We start from the raw sequence: 16,253 nt of genomic DNA, 5'->3' as shown, positions 1-16,253 counted from the left end.
GATTGTCCTTCGCGCCTAAACCAGCGTTTCGGCGCTGTCGAAAATTGGTTGGAAACCGGAAAAAATCATGCGCTTGCCGTCCATCGGCATTTCGCCCAGCGATTCGAAGCGGGGATCGTTCTGCATCTTTTCATACGCAGCGTCGCGGGTCTTCTTGTCGGGATACTCCATCCAAGAAAACACCACTGTTTCGCCTTCTTTGGCATCTACGGCGCGGTAGAAGTCGGTGTGCTCGCCCTTCATCAGGTCGTCGCCCCAGCATTCGACCATGCGCGCCACTCCGATATCCTTGAACAAAGGCGCAGCCCGGCGGGTAAAGTCGAGGTACCGGTCCTTGTTATCGGTAGGAACGGGAGCGAGAAATCCTTCGATATAGGGCATGGTAATCATTCCTTTCATTGTTTCGGTGCGGCATCTGCCGGACCTTTCGACAGGACGGCGAATCTGTTTGGTTGGACATGTTTGAACGCACGGGTTACTAAAAGCAACTATGAAGTTACTAAAAGAAACCAAAGCCGACGGTTCGCCTGCGGAACCCAGAGCGCACGGCCGCTGGTACGACGATGCCTGCGGCACCGCTTTCGGATTGGAAGTGATTGGTGAACGATGGTCTCTGCTCGTCGTCAGGGAACTGATGTTCGGCGGCAGGCGGTTTTCCGATCTTCGCGCCAGCCTGCCGCGCATCAGTGCCAAGGTTCTGACCGAGCGGTTGGAAAGGCTAACGCAAATGGGCGTCGTTCGGCGCACGGCGCAAGCGGTGCCGATACCCACATTGTATGAATTGACCCAGTGGGGCCGCCGCGCGGAGCCGCTACTGCAGGAAATCGGGCGTTGGGCCGCCATGTCGCCTGCGCACGATCCGACGCTGCCCTTGTCGCCGGTGTCGCTGATGCTGTCGCTCCGCACGATGTTGGACCGTACGGAGCTGGCGCGAATATCTGCTGCGCCCGGTGGCAGGATCGGCTTCGCGATTGGCGGGGCGGAATTCGTGGCGGTTCTGCATGGGGATCTGCCTATCGCGCGTGAACTGGTCGCCGGGTGCGACGCGGTAATCCGGGCGCCGGATGCGCCAGTGCTGGCAGGGTTCTTCTATGGCGGCACGTCGCTTGCCGATCTCGAGCGCGGTGAAGGGGTGGTGGTGGAAGGATCGCGGCCCCTGGTCGAAGAATTCGCCCGGTGCTTCTCCTTGCCCGAACCGGTCACGGCCTAATCCGGTTTCCAACGTCGGCTGGACCGGACAAACGTGTGCAATGTCTTTTTCTGCTTGGCTCTTTTGCGCAAGCCATCGCCGGTGCCCTCTTGTCGAGTGGACAAACCCTGTATTTTGGACGCGAAAGGTCATACCGATCGGTCGGATACGCGCAAAAGGGGCAGCTTACGAAAAAGCCGATGCTCCAAAGGCGTAACTTTCCAACACGGCTCAACCCTGTTTGAAAGCCCAGCGCAATGTCCGCCCGATACCGCGCACGGCCAGCTTGGCGGGGATCGCGCCCAATGTGCTGCCGTTCAGGCGCAGCATCTGGGTGGCGAACGGCGGCAGCATATCGACAGCAGCGGTACCCAGCATCTTTTGCACTGCGACCGGCGCGCCTTCGGGCCGCTGGTTCAGGACCAGATCGGCGATCTGGCGCGCTTCCCGCGTGGCGCGAAGTTCGCTACGCATCTCGCGAAACAGCGCATCAGCCTCGCTGACTGTTTTGGGCACGGGATCCGCGCCGAGCGCGCGGGCGATAATAGCAAACTGGTGGTAATATTCGTCCTGCTCGACACGCGGCATCGCAGGGCGGACATAGTATTTCCAGGCTGCGAGGAAACTCGTCGCTTCGGCCACATGCACCCAGGCCAGTGTGCGCGGGTTGGTGGCACTATAAGGCGTTCCGTCGGGCAGAATGCCATGCACGTGGGTGTGGATACGGTTCACCCGCTCGATTGCCGCCATCGCCGCGTCGCGGTCTCCGAACGTCGTTACCGCGATGAAGCGCGCTGTGTTGCGCAGCCGCCCATGCATGTCTTCGCGAAAATTGGAATGATCGAGCACCCCCTGCAGCGCATGGGGATGAAGCATCTGCAACAGCAGCGAACGGATGCCCCCCACCATCATGGAAGTCGCATCGGCGTGAACCATGCGGATCGGGCTGTCCTTTGGGAACAGCGCGTTTTCCGACGGCGGCACTGGCTGTTGCCCGTCCGCTTCGTCGTTGAATACCGCGCGGACCCGTTTGACGAGCTGTTGGCGCAGGATTTCGGACGGGTCGGGTCGGGCCATGAAGAGATGATATAGGGTTGGCGCTGGCGGGTAAAAACCCTACGCCGCATACGCAATGAACGATACGACCGAAAAAAGCTTCGATTCCCACTCCTCAACTATCAAGGCCGCGCCCGACATCACCGTCGACGTCCGCGAAGTGTTCGGTATCGATACCGACTGGAAGGTGCCTGCCTTTAGCGAGGCGGACGAACGGGTGCCCGATCTGGACGAAAGCTACGTCTTTGATCCGGACACGACATTGGCGATCCTGGCAGGGTTTGCGCATGACCGCCGGGTGATGGTGCAGGGCTATCACGGAACGGGCAAATCGACCCATATCGAACAGGTCGCCGCACGCCTCAACTGGCCTTGCATCCGCATCAATCTGGACGCGCATATCAGCCGGATCGATCTGATCGGGCGCGATGCCATCGTGCTGCGCGACGGGTTGCAGGTCACGGAGTTCCGCGAAGGGCTGCTACCCTGGGCGCTGCAGCACCCGGTTGCATTGGTGTTCGACGAATATGACGCCGGCCGGCCCGATGTGATGTTCGTAATCCAGCGCGTACTGGAACAGCAGGGCAAGTTGACGTTGCTTGACCAGAACCGCGTGATTCGTCCCGATCCGCATTTTCGGATGTTCGCAACGTCGAACACCGTGGGGCTGGGCGATACCAGCGGGCTTTATCATGGTACGCAGGCGATCAACCAGGGGCAGATGGACCGCTGGAACATCGTGGTCGGCCTGAATTACCTGCCTGCCGATGTGGAGCAGGAGATTATCCTGTCGAAGAACCCGAAGGCCGATACCAAACAGGTTGCCGACATGATCAAGGTCGCCGACATGACTCGGCAGGGCTTCATCAATGGCGACATTTCCACGGTGATGAGCCCGCGCACGGTCATCACCTGGGCGCAGAATACCGATATCTTCGGTGACGTGGGCTTCGCGTTCCGGCTCAGTTTCCTGAACAAATGCGACGAGGCGGAGCGGATGCTGGTAGCGGAATACTATCAGCGCGTGTTTGGAACGGAGCTGCCTGAAAGCGTGGTTTCCCAAGCTTAGACGCTAACGGTCAGCCGGACTTGCGTTTTGGCGGCGTGCGTTTCGCGGGCGCGTTTGTCGCGGCTTTCCGGGCGCGTTTCTTTGATGCGATTTGCGTCACGGGTTTTGCCTCCACGGCGAGCTCAGCTTCTTTGGCAGGTGCGCCCGGCACAGCTAGCTTATGCGCCAATTCGCTTGCGGGACGGGCCTTGCTGAACAGGAACCCCTGCAAATGGGTGCATCCGTTCTGGCGCAATTGCGCGAGCTGATGCGCTGTCTCCACGCCTTCCGCCGTGGTTCGCATGTCCAGCTCTTCGGCAAGTCCGATCACCGCCCGAACAATCGCGTCGCTATCCTTCTTTTCGGCGATGTCTTCCACGAAACAGCGGTCGATCTTGATCTTGTCGAAAGGAAAACTGCGAAGGTAGTTGAGCGAGGAATAGCCGGTGCCGAAATCGTCGAGCGCGATCTTCACGCCCATGTCGCGTAGTTTGTGCAGAACGGCGATGGTTTCGGGATTGTCCTGCATCAGCAGCGTCTCGGTAATCTCCAACTCCAGTCGGCTTGCCGGCACACCGGTCTGTGCCAACGCACCGACGACGGTAGTCAGAATGCTGTCATCCGCCATTTGCGCGGGCGAAAGATTGACGGAGACCGACAGTTCCTCCGGCCATGTGGCTGCTTCGCGCAGCGCCTCGCGCAGGACCCAGGTACCGATCTGGACGATTTGGCCGGTTTCCTCGGCAATCGGGATGAATACCGCCGGGCTGACCTGGCCCCTTGTCGGATGGTTCCAGCGAAGCAGGGCTTCGTAACCTACGGTCACGCTGTCGATAGCACTCACCAACGGCTGGTAGAACAGCTCCAGTTCGCCGCGGCCAAGCGCTGCGCGCAGGTCCAGTTCGAGCGTGCGGCGGTCCTGCATTTCTTCCTGCATATCCGGATCGAACAGGCTTACTCCGCGCCGACCCTTGGCCTTGGCGTCGTATAATGCAAGGTCGGCGGCGCGCAGTACGGTATCGCCGTCGAGCCCGTTTTCAGGCGCAAAAGCCACGCCGATGCTGGCCCCGATAGGCAGGCTCTGGCCTTCGGCCTCGACCGGGTCGTCCATGGCCGAAACGATGTTGTGGGCAATGCGGACGATCGCAGAGCGGTCGGTCTGGCTAGCCAGGACAACCGCGAATTCGTCACCGCCAAGCCGTGCGACCATCGCTGTATCGGGCACCGCGTTTTCGATGCGCCGGGCAGCCTCGGCAAGCACCATGTCGCCCAGCGCATGACCATGCGTGTCGTTGACGGCCTTGAAATGGTCGAGGTCGACATAGAGCACGCCGATAACGTCGTCAGGATCCCGCCGCACGAATGCACGTTGCAGCGTAATGTTGAACAGGCTGCGATTGGCGAGGTTCGTCAGCACATCGTAATGCGCCATGTACGTGACTTTCGCTTCCGCCTGCCGGGTGCGTGTTACATCGGAGATAAATCCGCGCCAGCTGCGCAAAATGCCTTCATCGTCGTAGATCGGCCGCGCACTGATCGACCACCAGCGCTTCTCGCCATCCAGCGTCAGCGGAATTACGTGATTACGAAAATTGTCTTCCCGTTTGCCGATGGCGCGCAATTCTTCGCGTTCCGGGCAATCGTCGAAAATCAGCGACAACAGCATACCGTTCATTTCGTGCGCGGGAAGCTGCGCTGCCTGGCAAAAACGGTCGTTGGGACGCAGGATAGCCCCCTTCTCGTCGCATTCGAACAGCCAGTCGCTACCATCTTCATCGTACTGGTTCATCAGCAGCTGGATGGTTTCGTTGGCGTGCGTAAGTTCGCGGGTCCGCAGGCGGCGCGTTGCGAAAAGGTAATTGAGGTTGAACAACGCCCAATGCAGGAACAGGAAACTGAAACCGGCAACAACCGCACTGATCAGCGTAATTGCAGTGGGGTTCAGAACGGCCGGCGTAGCGATGCCGATGGCTTGCAGGCCGACAGCCACCAAAGCGCGCCGGGGCATGGCGATCATGCACAGTCCGTCGACGAACATGATCATCACCGCAGCAGGCAGCAACACGGAAAGTATCGCAGGCGGAGCCATCGCCAGCGCGATCATGTAAATTCCGGCCCACATTACACCGCGCACCAGCATCAGGTCCCGCAAACGGCGATAGCTCTGGCGATAGGTTTGCCGGCCACTTCTGGCGCATCGTTCGATATGGGCGTGATAGGCGATAGCCGCGATCCCGACACCGGCAATCAGCGCGAGCAGCAATGCTGGCATGAAGAACGAATAAATTGCCACAGCAGAAAAAACGCGCACGGTGTCGTACGTCTTATAGGGGAAGGCACCGGTGTGTTGCAGTTTGCAGCGGGCAAACCATTCCCGATCCCGCGCGGGAACCCGGTGGTCTACCAAATCCAACAGCGCAAGTTTGCGCCAAAAGTCACTAGCTTTTTTAACCCGCATCCCAACGACCCCGATGGTAATCCTTTGTCTACCTGGGCAGCTATAGAATCATCAGGTTAAAGTCTGGTTGAGGATATAAGGGGACTGTGATGGTGGCGGTCTTACCAAGACTACCTTTTTTTTCTCGCCATCGGTGTATGGCTTGGATAATACAGCAGGCCGATGAAGGGCAATTCTCCGATAACGCGCTGGTGGCGCTCCCGGTTGCGAGACAGCGATACCGGGCCATCCGCCTGGGACAGTAGCGGCTACTTCGGGGATACCGCAGACGGAATGGCGGACCGTGCCGCTGCTGGTTACGACCGGCCGGCCCAGCCGGATGAAGCATGGCGTTCTGACTATTCCTACGATCCCGCGTACGAATATCAACAGGATCCATACGCGCCCGCCTCGTACCGCACGGGCTGGCGGCGGTTCGTGCCTGTTCTCGGCAAGCGCAGCCGGTGGTGGTGGCTGCGCAAGGGACTGGTGGCAGGGTTCGTACTGTTTCTCGCGTTGGTAGCATGGCTGGCCTTTACGGCACCGCTGTCGAAATCGCTGGAGCCACTGGTTCCGCCGCAGATCACCCTTCTGGCAGCCGATGGCACGCCGATTGCGCGTAAGGGATCGGTAGTGGACCAGCCGGTGCAGGCAGCCGCTCTGCCCGACCACGTGATCGAGCCATTCCTTGCGATTGAGGACAGGCGGTTCTATTCGCATTGGGGTATCGATCCGCGCGGGCTGGGCCGGGCGGTCTGGGCGAATGTCAGCGGCGGGCGGGTGGAAGGCGGCAGCACGATTACCCAGCAGCTGGCGAAATTCACGTTCCTGACTCCGGAGCGCAGCATGACCCGCAAGGCACGCGAAATGCTGATCGCATTCTGGCTGGAAACATGGCTGACCAAGGACGAGATTCTCGAACGCTATCTCTCCAACGCCTATTTCGGAGATAATGTGTACGGCCTTCGCGCGGCGAGCCTGCATTACTTCTACCGCCAGCCGGAAAAGCTGAAGCCGGCGCAAGCTGCCATGCTGGCCGGATTGGTTCAGGCCCCTTCGCGGCTGAACCCCGTCAAACATTATGCACGTGCGGAAAAGCGGATGCGGCTCGTCATCGGGTCGATGGTGGCGGCGGGGTATATCACGCAGGGCGAGGCGGATGCGATGGCAGCCCCCAGGCTCGACGTCCGTACCGAAAGCAATTTGCCGACCGGGACATATTTCGCAGACTGGGCGTTGCCGCAGGCGCGCAAGCTGGCGGGCGGCGGCTACGCGCGCCAGACCATGTCCACCACTCTGGACGCCCGGCTGCAGTCCTTCGCCCGCAAGGCGGTCGGACGGGCAAAGCTGGGTGAGGCACAGGTAGCGCTGGTGGCTATGCGGACCAATGGCGAAATCGTCGCCATGGTCGGCGGTAAGGATTACAAGGCTTCCGCCTTCAACCGCGTGACCCAGGCCAAGCGACAGCCGGGTAGCACGTTCAAGCTGTTCGTCTATCTCGCGGCGCTGCGCGAAGGGTGGGAACCCGAAGATACGATCGACAATAGTGAAATCGTCAAAGGTAGCTACCGACCGAAAAATGCGCGCGGACGCTATTCCCCTACGATCACTCTGGAGGACGGGCTCGCGCAATCGAGCAATGTTGCAGCCGTGCGCCTGCTTCGCGAAGTTGGCGACGAGGCTGTGATCGAAACCGCCCGCGATCTGGGAGTAACCGCCCCCCTGGCGAAAGGTGATCCCAGCTTGGCGCTCGGCACCAGCAATATGACCCTGCTGGAACTGACGGCCGCTTATGCCGGGGTGGCCGCCAACCGCTTCCCGGTAGAACCGACCGCCTTCCCGGCCGAAGAACCGGGCTGGCTCGACTGGTTGACCGATGGGAAGGACAGCATATCGGGCAGCGATCAAGCCAGCATGGAGCGGATGCTGCGCAGCGCGATCAATCGCGGCACTGGAAGGGCAGCGATGCTGCCGGGGCCGAACTACGGCAAGACCGGTACGACGCAGGATAATCGCGACGCGCTGTTCGTCGGTTACGCGGGCGAGCTGGTGGTGGGGGTTTGGATCGGCAATGATGATAACAGTTCGCTCGGCGCGATCAGCGGGGGTACGACGCCGGCACGGATATGGCGCGATTTCATGCGGCAGGCGCAGGGACTGGGCGCACCCAAGGCGCCGGCGCCTGCACCTCGGCCAAGCGATCCGGGCGGTCCGGTAGAGCCGATGGACGTACCCGACCTCGATGATATTCCGGACGGCGACATCCCGCTCGGCAATGGTGATGCGCGCATGCGGGTGGAGGATGACGCGGTCACAGTCTCGACCGAAATTGACGGTCTGCCGATTGAATTGCGCGTGGATCAGGACGGCTTCCGTGTATCGCCAGCCCCCGGCCAGCCGCCAACACCGCGACCGCCGCCCGATCGAAGGGAACCCGCCGACCCACGTGACCGTCGGTAGCGTTTAACGCCGTGTGTAACGGCGGCTGGAATGTTTAGTCCTGCGGCACCATTAGCACATTCATCAGCGCGGTCGCTCTGGGCTTATCCCGGTCGTCCTGCCAGCACGCAATTTCGACATGGGCGCTGCGCCGGCCAAGCTTGCTGATACGGGCCTGCGCCAGTAATAATCCGGCTTTGGCAGGCGCGAGGAACTGCACGGTGATGTTGATCGGTTTTAGCGCCGGAAGCTCGTCCCCACGCTGGATTAAGGCATGGCGAAGTCCCGCATAGCCGGTCGTTTCCAGCAGGCCGCTGATTGCGCCGCCGTGATAAAACCCGGGCCGCCCACTGATCGGGTCGCCCCCATCCAATCGCATGATAGGCTGACCTTCCTCGCTTCCACCCGGCCCTTGCAGGTCACGCGCATGTTCGATGCCAAGCGCGGTTGCGTAGGCGGAGCGGGCGAGGAACTGCGCGGTATCGCTCATAGCTTGCCCTTTCGGTCGTCCGCGCCCTGCAGCGCCATGAAGACGCCGGCCACATGGGCAACCGGGTCCGCCGGATCGCCATCATGCGCGATGCCACGGACGAAAGCAGCAGACCGCGTGTTGCGATAGCATTCGACGCGGCCCGTTACTGCAGCACCGTCCCGCGCTGGACGCTGGTAATCGACGCGCAGATCGAGCGTGGCAATCGCCTCGAACCGGCCGAGTTTCGTCCAGATGGCGAGCCCTGATGCCATATCCATCAGACTGATGATCGGGCCGGATGCAAGCACTTCGCCGCCAGTTTCAGCCAGCAAATCCTTCCGCCAAGGCAGCTCCAGTTCCACCCAATCTGCGCCATGGTCACGAAATTCCAAACCGAGCCAGCCGCAATGGCCGCTGCCCAGCAGGAATGGTGCGGCCTGTACCGGGTCGAAAGCGGTTTGCGGTTTACTCATCTTACGCAGCCCTGCTTGGGGCGCCGGGCAATTTCAATCTTTTAATGGCGGCTCGTGGCCATCGGCAAGGCAGTTCGGGTCCGGCCCGTGGCAATTGCGCCCGGGTTCAATCCATAAAGGGATCGTAATCCATGGACCTACCAAAGCTCGACCTGCCCGATCTGCCCGACCTGGACACAGCCACCGGGCTGTTCGGAAGCGTGTCCGATCTGACCTTCGCATACTCCGATGACCGGGTTATCTATCTCATGGTCTATCTTTACGAAATGTTTCCGCCCGAAGCGTTGCTATAGGCTGAGGCGGACAAGCGATGCGTATCGACGCTGAGCTGGCTGCGCTGCGGGGTGACGACGCCTCGCAGCGCAATGCCGAACGGGCGATGGCAAACGCCAAACGGCGCTGGTTGTCCACACCTGCGGTTGCGCGCCTGCGGCAGGAGTTCGCAGTTTTCGATGGGGGAAGCGATCTCGCCGAGTGCGAAGAACTGGCTGCGACGATGGGTCAGCTGGCGAGGGCATGCGCGTTATATTCGGGTTTGCTCGACGAAACATTGCCTGCGTTGCGCCGATACCCCTGGGCGCATCTGCCATTTCGTCACCAGCGATCCGGTCCGGTATCGGTAATCCAGTTGCTGGCTGGCGAGCGGGCGGAACTGTCCGTGGTGTTGCGCGACGCCGCAGCGAAGGGCGGAAGTAAACAGGCAGCCTGCACCACTGCCGGTTTTATTGACGTGATGCGGCACGAGATCGTGCTTCGCGGGCAAGCGAGCGGCCGTATGGTGGAGCGCGGGACGGTTGGAGGCGCGATGCGCGAAAGCCCATGCGAACTGGCACCCGGTGCCATTCTGGCAATCGAGGGGCGGGACCACAGCCGTATCATCGACCAGATTTCGCAACCGCTCGTTTCGCTGCGGCTGGTACGAAAATATGCGAACCCGCTCCCCACGTGCGAATACCGGTTGGCAGACGGGGCGAAGGTCCATCAGGCCAGCGGCGATGCAAGCGAAAGCGGGCGCGAGATGGCCATGGCTGTGCTGCGCGCGATGGGCCGCAGCGACGCCGCCCCGTATTTCGTGCAGCACATTCGAAGCGGACATGACCATGCGCGGTGGCAGGCGCTACGCGAATGCCTCGCGCTCGACACGGCGACCGGGTTTGCCGAATTGCAGCGCCTCGTCGCCGATCCGTCGGACACGCTCACCGCTCATGCCGGTGCCATGCGTGCCCAGTTGCTCGAAGTGCATCCGCAATTGGCGGAACTTCCCAGCCGGGCCGAAGTGAGAGAACCCGAACCATGCCCCGCCTGATCAAAGACCACTCCACCGATGTTTGCAGCCTTGCCGAGTGCAGCAATGCGATCGCAAGCGCGGGTTTCCACCCGGCAGACGAAGATAGCTTGCTCGGCGCGGCATCATGGTTGCGGCGACTGGGCAACAACCGCGATTTCTTGGGTGACATGTTGGTCGAAGAGCTATCCGGCCGCCACCGAGATGGGGGCGATCGAAGTGCCTATGGCGCACAGGCGATCATCCTCGCTGTGCCGGGCGACGGTCTGTTCCTGCGCGCCAACATCTGGCCCGCCGTTACAGACCGTGCCTTTAAGGCCAGCAGCGCATCGAGCTTTGTCTACGGAATGCCGCACGATCACAATTTCGATTTTCTGACTGTGGGCTATTTCGGGCCCGGCTATGGCAGCGACTATTACGAATATGATTATGAGAGCGTGGCAGGCGTTGTGGGGGAGGATGCGGGCTTGCGTTTTATCGAGCGAAGCAACCTGACCCCGGGTAAACTGATGCATTACCGCGCGCATCTGGACGTCCACAGTCAGTTGCCGCCCGAGAGCCTGTCCATCTCGCTGAATGTGATGACGTCGCGCAGAGACCAGCGATGGTTCGACCAATATGGTTTCGACCTCGATACCGGCCATATCAGCGCGGTGCTCAGCAATGGATCGACCGAGACGTTCCTGCGCTGCGCCGTGGGAATGGGCCACGACGGCGCGCGCGATCTGGCCGAACATTTCGGCAAATGCCATCCCAGCGACCGGTTGAGGCTGGCGGCTGTCGAGGCGCAGGCGATGGTAACGCAAGATCGCACAAGCGAAGACACGATCTGGCGGCGGGCCGAGCGTTCGGGGAACCGTTTGCTGGCAGCAGAAGCGAGTCGGCGAAGACAGGTATTGGCGGCTTAAAAGACGCTTCCCGAGAGCCTGTCCATTGCCGCCTGCAGGATAATCGCGGCGGCGTGGCTGTCGATCTTCTCGGCCCGTTTGCGGCGGCTGAAATCCTGTCCGATCAGATCGCGTTCGGCACTTTGGGTGGACCAGCGTTCATCCCAGAGCAGCACCGGCAGGCCCAATGCGGAGGCAAGGTTCCTGGCATAGGCGCGGCTCGACTGCGCACGCGGGCCTTCGCTACCGTCCATGTTTCTTGGCAGGCCGATCACGATGCCGGCTACCCCTCGCGCTGTGGTGAGAGTAGCCAGCGCCTCTCGGTCGCGCCCGAACTTGCCGCGTGGCAGCGTTTTGCCTGCGGTCGCGAATTGCCAGCCGGCGTCGCACAGGGCGGTGCCGATGGTCTTGGTGCCAAGATCAAGCCCGAGCAATACCCCGCCATCGGGCAACGCGGCGGCGAAGGCAGGGGCCTCGTCGGTCACCAACGCCGTTGGCGAGTCGCTCATCGGGGTGCCGCGCCCCAGCTTTCGACCCTGCGGACCACATCTGCCTGCAAATTCGCCCAGAATAGCGGGATGTCATAAACGTGGTAATTATTGCCGGGCAGCACGGCCGGGCCCAGTTCCGGTGGATCGCCGATCAGCAGGACGCCGCGCTCGTCGCAGCGGGCAGGAACGGCGCCGCGCACCAGTTCACCGGTGGAGAAATCCGCTTCCGGTACCAGCGTGCCCTTGTTTTCCGAAGCCGGAGCTGCGGCGTTGATCGTGCCAGTCAGCGGGTTGGTACACAGGATCGGGCCATTGCCGCGCGGCTGTCCGTCCAGTCCCGCCGACACTGCGTATTTGTCCAGCATGTATTGCGGGTCCGCCGGTTCGGCATAGCTCGACCAGCTGAGCAGGCAGCCGCTTTGTGCAGGTGTGGCACAGGCGGGAAGGCCGAGCGCTGGCAGGTCGCCGCTCACGGAAATCGGCCAGCCGACCGCATAGACCGCCGCGATCCGATCCATCACCGGCGTATCAGCAAGGTCTTGCGCCAACAGCCGAACCAGATGCGCGCTTCCCTGGCTGTGACCGACCAGCACGATCGGCGTATCTTCATCCACGGCGGCAAGAAAAGTCTCGAAGGCGGCCTGCACATCCTGAAACGCAGCGTCGAGCGCCGCCGTTGCTTCCGGCGATTCGGCGAGGAATGCGCCCACCGTGGCCTGCCTGTATTTGGGTGCCCAGATTTCGCTTGCCGGGTTGAAGGCGCTGGCCAGTCCGCGGATCTGGATTTTAGCAATCCGCTCCGCCTCGGCATCGCCCTCTGGCGCGTTCCAGGCGGCGCGGTTCACGTAGCTTGTGGGATGGACGAAGAAAACCGCGAATGGCGGCGCATCTTCGCGGACGGAGCGTTCGGCCGGTTCGCCGCCGGCATAGGCCGGCTGCCAGCGCGCCGCGCTTTTCGCGCCCATGCCCGGACGCGCATACCACATGGCCGGATCGCGATAGGCGTCGTTGGCGAGCGCATCCTGCGGCGTGAACTCGACCGTCGGGGTTAGGGCAATCTCCGTCAGCTCCGACGACCATGTGCGCAGCACGAACAGTCCCGCGATGACGAGCACGATCAGGAAGGCGACGACATACAGGAACTTACGGGCCATGGGGTGTTCCTGCCAACTGCGCCGGACCAGGTGCAGCACCGGGCGCTGCATCGCTCAATTCGGACCGGCGTTCCAGAAATACCTTGATCATGGCGAGCAGCGGATCGGCGAGAAACAGGCCGAGTATTCCGAACAGGATGCCCATGATTAGCTGCGCCCCCAGCACCATTGCCGGTGCCAAATCGACCGTCTTCTTGGCGATCAATGGTATCAGCACATAACCATCAAACGTCTGGACGAAGAAATACACGCCGAACGCGTACAACGCCTCCTCCGGTCCTTCGGAAAATCCGACCAGAACCATCAGCACGCCGGATATGAACGCACCCACATTGGGAATAAATGCGAGCAGACCTGTCAGGATACCGAGCAATACGGGCAGCGGCACACCCAGCATGGACAGCAGCGCCCAGGTCAATACGCCCTCAACCACCATGCCGAGCAATCGCCCGGCCATCAGGCGGCGCATGGTGTAAGCCATCTTGTCCAGCGTAACGATCAGATCGGGACGACTTGCGCGCGGCGTCAGCCATTCCACGCCGCGTTCGTACAGGCGCGGTTCCAGCGCGATGTACATTCCGATCACGACGACAAGGAAGAGCGTTACCAAACCACCCGCGAGACCGGTCAGGGCGCGCGTGACCGAACCCACCCCGCTCATCAGCTGGCTGCCATAGGATCGAAGATCAGCCTGCTCGACATTCAGGCCGTTGGCACGGGCCAGTTCGATCAGCTGGATCGCCTGGCGTTCGATGACATCGGGCAGTTCGGCCGCTTGCGCGAGAATTTGCGTACCGGCAAAAAGGGCCAGCCACACCGTAAAGGCCGCTGCCGCCAGCAGGACCAGCACCACGCGAAATGTGCGGCCGATCGGTAAAACGCGGCCAAGCAATCGGGCACCGCCGTCGATAATCGCGGCCAGCACCATGGCTCCGAAAATAACCAGTAGCGATTGCGAGATATAGACCGCGAGCGCCACCAACCCGATCACCGTGACCCAAACCAGCGCGGTGCGGGCTTCGCGCCGGAGACGAGGATCCACAATAGCGGTCGGGCTGGCCGTCGTTACAGGGCCGTCGTCCGCGCTGCCGGGCACGGGATCGCTATCTGCATCGAGCGACATGTCGGCGCCGCTCCGCCCACTCTGCTGCCCGCCTGTTGTCATTCGGTTGCCCCCTGCTCCTCCGCCGCGCGCTTGTCGGCAATTGCGGGACGCAAGGTGCTCCATGCGCGCCCACCGCGCAAGGAAGTGAACCAGGTAACCGGGTTGAGGCTAGTCGTCCCGTCGAGCGAGAAGGTAATGAACTCGGCGCGGCCACCGACATTCTTCAAGGGGATCGGTCCACCAAGACCGCCGCCTTGGGGCGTTGCCGAGGCCCGGCTGTCTGCGCTGTTGTCGCGATTATCGCCCATGGCGAACACATGACCCTCCGGCACCGACACCTCGTCCATATTGTCGAGCGGCGCATCGCGCTGGGTATCGAGTACCAGATAGGTCGCGCCGTTGGGCAACGTTTCGCGCAATGTCGGGATTGCGCATACCAGCGCGCCCGATGGCTTGCGCATGCGCATCTGTGGATAGTCGAAACTGTTACAGGGCGCATTCGCATCGACCGGAATCTCGACCGGCGGCTCCACAGTTTGCGGAACGGGCACGCCGTTCAGCACGATCTGGCCATTGCGGACAGCGATGCGGTCACCGGGCAAGGCCACCACGCGCTTGATATAATCTTCGTCACGCACCGGATGCACGGGGATGATGATATCGCCATATTCGGGCGTATCGGCCCAGACACGCCAGTCACCGCGTGGCAGCACATGGAAGGAGGCCGACGACCAGCTCCAGCCATAGGGGTATTTGCTCACCACCAGCCGGTCGCCAACCAAAAGGTTGGGCATCATGCTTTCGCTGGGGATGTAGAACGGCTTGGCCACCAGGCTGTGGAAGGCCAGCACGGCAAGCAGCATCAGCGCCAGCCCACGCAGTTCGCCCAGCCAGTCGACCCTGTCATCGGTATCGTTGTCGGCAGCGGATTTGGGGGACTTGTCCGTCATGGTGTCGGTAAGAATGCTCATGGGTCGGGGCGACTCGGAATGATGGCGCTCGAAGTTACGCCTGCGTTGGGATGCCTTCGATGATAACAAAGGCCTGTGCCCATGGGTGATCGTCGGTGAGGGTAAGGTGAATGACCGCCTCATGGCCGGACGGGACCATTTCGGCAAGTCGTGCCGCAGCCCCGCCCGCAAGCGCCAGCGTGGGCTTGCCCGAGGGGGCGTTGACCACGCCGATATCCTTCATGAACACGCCGCGTTTGAACCCTGTGCCGACGGCCTTGGAAAACGCTTCCTTAGCGGCAAAGCGTTTGGCGTAAGTTCCCGCGATCGTGAACGGTCGCCGCCGGGCCTTGGCCCGCTCCACATCGGTGAACACGCGGTTTTCGAATCGTTCGCCGAACCGGTCGAGCGAATTCTCGATACGCTCGATATTACAAAGGTCGGAGCCGAGACCGATGATCATGTCAGCGGTCCCGTCAACGGGCCTCGTCCATCAATTCGCGCATGGTGCGCACCGCGGTTTCCAGGCCGACGAACACCGCCTCGCCGACGAGGTAGTGGCCGATATTGAGCTCGGCCAATTGCGGAATTGCTGCCACCGGCTGGACATTTTCATAGGTAAGCCCGTGTCCAGCGTGCGGTTCGATCCCGTTCTTGGCGGCCAGGGCGGACATATCGGCTATCTGCTTCAGCGCGGTGGCGCACGCCTCGGTATCGCCGTCCGCATGGGCGTGAGCATATTCGCCAGTGTGAAACTCGACCACCGGCACGCGCAGGCGCAGCGCCGCATCGAGCTGGCGTTCTTCGGGCGCGATGAACAGGCTGACGCGGATCCCGGCGTCGGCCAGCTTCCAAACGATCGGGGCCAGGCGGTTGTGCTGGCCGGCGGCATCCAGTCCGCCTTCGGTGGTGCGCTCCTCGCGTCGTTCCGGTACGATACAGGCGGCGTGCGGATTATGCCGCAGCGCAATTGCCACCATCTCATCGGTCGCGGCCATTTCCAGGTTGAGCGGCAGGTCCGTCGCGTCCTGGATGCGCTTCAGATCGTCGTCCCGGATATGTCGGCGATCTTCGCGCAAATGCGCGGTGATGCCATCTCCGCCCACGTCCGCCACGATCTGCGCGGCGCGGACCGGATCGGGATGATCGCCGCCGCGCGCATTGCGGATGGTGGCGACATGATCGATGTTTACACCGAGGCGCAGGGCAGGCAGTCGCAGGGCGGGGCGGGCGCGCTGCGTGTCGCCAATTGCAGGACCGGCCATCG

General features: G+C 61.8%; 17 protein-coding genes. 6 read left to right on the top strand and 11 right to left on the bottom strand.

Annotated features, from left to right (window positions below; translation table 11 throughout):
- Nucleotides 1–15 precede the first annotated feature (15 nt).
- Nucleotides 16–381: a DUF1428 domain-containing protein gene (locus tag HME9302_RS08180; RefSeq protein WP_115367593.1), complete on the bottom strand. Its 366-nt coding sequence runs from the start codon at nucleotides 379–381 to the stop codon at nucleotides 16–18.
- 109 nt (nucleotides 382–490) lie between these two features.
- Here HME9302_RS08180 and HME9302_RS08175 point away from each other — a divergent pair, with 109 nt between their 5' ends.
- Nucleotides 491–1,210 carry a winged helix-turn-helix transcriptional regulator gene (locus HME9302_RS08175; protein ID WP_115366612.1) on the top strand — a complete coding sequence of 240 codons (720 nt, stop codon included), beginning with the start codon at nucleotides 491–493 and terminating at the stop codon, nucleotides 1,208–1,210.
- Between the two features lie 210 nt (nucleotides 1,211–1,420).
- Here HME9302_RS08175 and HME9302_RS08170 read toward each other — a convergent pair whose 3' ends face one another.
- Nucleotides 1,421–2,266, bottom strand: a complete 846-nt coding sequence (locus HME9302_RS08170; protein WP_115366611.1) for an oxygenase MpaB family protein — start codon at nucleotides 2,264–2,266, stop codon at nucleotides 1,421–1,423.
- A gap of 55 nt (nucleotides 2,267–2,321) precedes the next feature.
- Between HME9302_RS08170 and cobS the strand changes: the two genes are divergently transcribed.
- Nucleotides 2,322–3,314 (top strand): cobaltochelatase subunit CobS, encoded by a 993-nt coding sequence (gene cobS, locus HME9302_RS08165; RefSeq protein WP_115366610.1) that lies wholly within the window; start codon nucleotides 2,322–2,324, stop codon nucleotides 3,312–3,314.
- Nucleotides 3,315–3,324: 10 nt separating this feature from the next.
- Here cobS and HME9302_RS08160 read toward each other — a convergent pair whose 3' ends face one another.
- Nucleotides 3,325–5,604, bottom strand: a complete 2,280-nt coding sequence (locus HME9302_RS08160; protein WP_181815713.1) for a putative bifunctional diguanylate cyclase/phosphodiesterase — start codon at nucleotides 5,602–5,604, stop codon at nucleotides 3,325–3,327.
- A 420-nt stretch (nucleotides 5,605–6,024) separates the two neighbouring features.
- Between HME9302_RS08160 and HME9302_RS08155 the strand changes: the two genes are divergently transcribed.
- On the top strand, nucleotides 6,025–8,190 hold the full coding sequence (locus tag HME9302_RS08155; protein WP_115367592.1) for a transglycosylase domain-containing protein: 2,166 nt from the start codon (nucleotides 6,025–6,027) through the stop codon (nucleotides 8,188–8,190).
- A 34-nt stretch (nucleotides 8,191–8,224) separates the two neighbouring features.
- Here the strand turns inward: HME9302_RS08155 and HME9302_RS08150 are convergent, their stop codons facing one another.
- Both HME9302_RS08150 and HME9302_RS08145 read right to left on the bottom strand, forming a co-directional pair.
- Entirely contained in the window at nucleotides 8,225–8,659 is a 435-nt protein-coding gene (locus HME9302_RS08150; protein WP_115366608.1) for a PaaI family thioesterase, read from the bottom strand.
- Entirely contained in the window at nucleotides 8,656–9,114 is a 459-nt protein-coding gene (locus HME9302_RS08145) for a PaaI family thioesterase (protein ID WP_115366607.1), read from the bottom strand. The genes HME9302_RS08150 and HME9302_RS08145 overlap by 4 nt, the downstream gene beginning before the upstream one ends.
- 131 nt (nucleotides 9,115–9,245) lie before the next feature.
- Between HME9302_RS08145 and HME9302_RS13290 the strand changes: the two genes are divergently transcribed.
- From HME9302_RS13290 to HME9302_RS08135, 3 genes are read left to right on the top strand one after another with little or no spacing between them, the layout of a single operon-like run.
- A complete protein-coding gene (locus HME9302_RS13290; RefSeq protein WP_181815712.1) occupies nucleotides 9,246–9,407 on the top strand; it encodes a hypothetical protein in 162 nt (53 codons plus the stop codon).
- 17 nt (nucleotides 9,408–9,424) lie between these two features.
- Complete coding sequence (locus HME9302_RS08140) at nucleotides 9,425–10,420, top strand: hypothetical protein (RefSeq protein WP_115366606.1); 996 nt, start codon at nucleotides 9,425–9,427, stop codon at nucleotides 10,418–10,420.
- Nucleotides 10,408–11,307: a transposase gene (locus HME9302_RS08135; protein WP_115366605.1), complete on the top strand. Its 900-nt coding sequence runs from the start codon at nucleotides 10,408–10,410 to the stop codon at nucleotides 11,305–11,307. The genes HME9302_RS08140 and HME9302_RS08135 overlap by 13 nt, the downstream gene beginning before the upstream one ends.
- Here the strand turns inward: HME9302_RS08135 and ruvX are convergent.
- Genes ruvX through HME9302_RS08105 form a run of 6 tightly spaced genes read right to left on the bottom strand, consistent with a single transcriptional unit; the run spans nucleotide 11,304 to nucleotide 16,251 of the window.
- Nucleotides 11,304–11,795: a Holliday junction resolvase RuvX gene (gene ruvX, locus HME9302_RS08130; RefSeq protein ID WP_115366604.1), complete on the bottom strand. Its 492-nt coding sequence runs from the start codon at nucleotides 11,793–11,795 to the stop codon at nucleotides 11,304–11,306. The two genes, HME9302_RS08135 and ruvX, sit on opposite strands and share 4 nt — an antisense overlap.
- A complete protein-coding gene (locus tag HME9302_RS08125) occupies nucleotides 11,792–12,931 on the bottom strand; it encodes a DUF3089 domain-containing protein (RefSeq protein ID WP_115367591.1) in 1,140 nt (379 codons plus the stop codon). The genes ruvX and HME9302_RS08125 overlap by 4 nt, the downstream gene beginning before the upstream one ends.
- Complete coding sequence (locus HME9302_RS08120) at nucleotides 12,921–14,096, bottom strand: AI-2E family transporter (RefSeq protein ID WP_230079926.1); 1,176 nt, start codon at nucleotides 14,094–14,096, stop codon at nucleotides 12,921–12,923. Before HME9302_RS08120 ends, HME9302_RS08125 begins: the two co-directional genes overlap by 11 nt.
- Nucleotides 14,093–15,007, bottom strand: a complete 915-nt coding sequence (gene lepB / locus HME9302_RS08115) for a signal peptidase I (protein WP_115366603.1) — start codon at nucleotides 15,005–15,007, stop codon at nucleotides 14,093–14,095. The genes HME9302_RS08120 and lepB overlap by 4 nt, the downstream gene beginning before the upstream one ends.
- A gap of 34 nt (nucleotides 15,008–15,041) precedes the next feature.
- The gene (gene acpS, locus HME9302_RS08110) at nucleotides 15,042–15,449 is read right to left on the bottom strand and encodes a holo-ACP synthase (RefSeq protein ID WP_115366602.1); all 408 of its coding nucleotides are present in this window, start codon (nucleotides 15,447–15,449) and stop codon (nucleotides 15,042–15,044) included.
- A gap of 13 nt (nucleotides 15,450–15,462) precedes the next feature.
- Nucleotides 15,463–16,251 (bottom strand): pyridoxine 5'-phosphate synthase, encoded by a 789-nt coding sequence (locus HME9302_RS08105; RefSeq protein WP_115366601.1) that lies wholly within the window; start codon nucleotides 16,249–16,251, stop codon nucleotides 15,463–15,465.
- Nucleotides 16,252–16,253: the final 2 nt, after the last annotated feature.

It is taken from the genome of Alteripontixanthobacter maritimus (genome assembly GCF_003340475.1).
Taxonomy (GTDB): Bacteria; Pseudomonadota; Alphaproteobacteria; order Sphingomonadales; family Sphingomonadaceae; genus Alteripontixanthobacter; species Alteripontixanthobacter maritimus.
This window is presented reverse-complemented; position numbering and strand designations above follow the sequence as displayed.

Excerpts from the sequence above, each read along its gene's own strand:
- HME9302_RS08180 (WP_115367593.1), bottom strand. The coding sequence starts at position 381 with ATGCCCTATATCGAAGGATTTCTCGCTCCCGTTCCTACCGATAACAAG.
- HME9302_RS08175 (WP_115366612.1), top strand. The coding sequence starts at position 491 with ATGAAGTTACTAAAAGAAACCAAAGCCGACGGTTCGCCTGCGGAACCC.
- HME9302_RS08170 (WP_115366611.1), bottom strand. The coding sequence starts at position 2,266 with ATGGCCCGACCCGACCCGTCCGAAATCCTGCGCCAACAGCTCGTCAAA.
- cobS (WP_115366610.1), top strand. The coding sequence starts at position 2,322 with ATGAACGATACGACCGAAAAAAGCTTCGATTCCCACTCCTCAACTATC.
- HME9302_RS08155 (WP_115367592.1), top strand. The coding sequence starts at position 6,025 with ATGGCGGACCGTGCCGCTGCTGGTTACGACCGGCCGGCCCAGCCGGAT.
- HME9302_RS08150 (WP_115366608.1), bottom strand. The coding sequence starts at position 8,659 with ATGAGCGATACCGCGCAGTTCCTCGCCCGCTCCGCCTACGCAACCGCG.
- HME9302_RS08145 (WP_115366607.1), bottom strand. The coding sequence starts at position 9,114 with ATGAGTAAACCGCAAACCGCTTTCGACCCGGTACAGGCCGCACCATTC.
- HME9302_RS13290 (WP_181815712.1), top strand. The coding sequence starts at position 9,246 with ATGGACCTACCAAAGCTCGACCTGCCCGATCTGCCCGACCTGGACACA.
- HME9302_RS08140 (WP_115366606.1), top strand. The coding sequence starts at position 9,425 with ATGCGTATCGACGCTGAGCTGGCTGCGCTGCGGGGTGACGACGCCTCG.
- HME9302_RS08135 (WP_115366605.1), top strand. The coding sequence starts at position 10,408 with ATGCCCCGCCTGATCAAAGACCACTCCACCGATGTTTGCAGCCTTGCC.
- ruvX (WP_115366604.1), bottom strand. The coding sequence starts at position 11,795 with ATGAGCGACTCGCCAACGGCGTTGGTGACCGACGAGGCCCCTGCCTTC.
- HME9302_RS08125 (WP_115367591.1), bottom strand. The coding sequence starts at position 12,931 with ATGGCCCGTAAGTTCCTGTATGTCGTCGCCTTCCTGATCGTGCTCGTC.
- HME9302_RS08120 (WP_230079926.1), bottom strand. The coding sequence starts at position 14,096 with ATGACAACAGGCGGGCAGCAGAGTGGGCGGAGCGGCGCCGACATGTCG.
- lepB (WP_115366603.1), bottom strand. The coding sequence starts at position 15,007 with ATGAGCATTCTTACCGACACCATGACGGACAAGTCCCCCAAATCCGCT.
- acpS (WP_115366602.1), bottom strand. The coding sequence starts at position 15,449 with ATGATCATCGGTCTCGGCTCCGACCTTTGTAATATCGAGCGTATCGAG.
- HME9302_RS08105 (WP_115366601.1), bottom strand. The coding sequence starts at position 16,251 with ATGGCCGGTCCTGCAATTGGCGACACGCAGCGCGCCCGCCCCGCCCTG.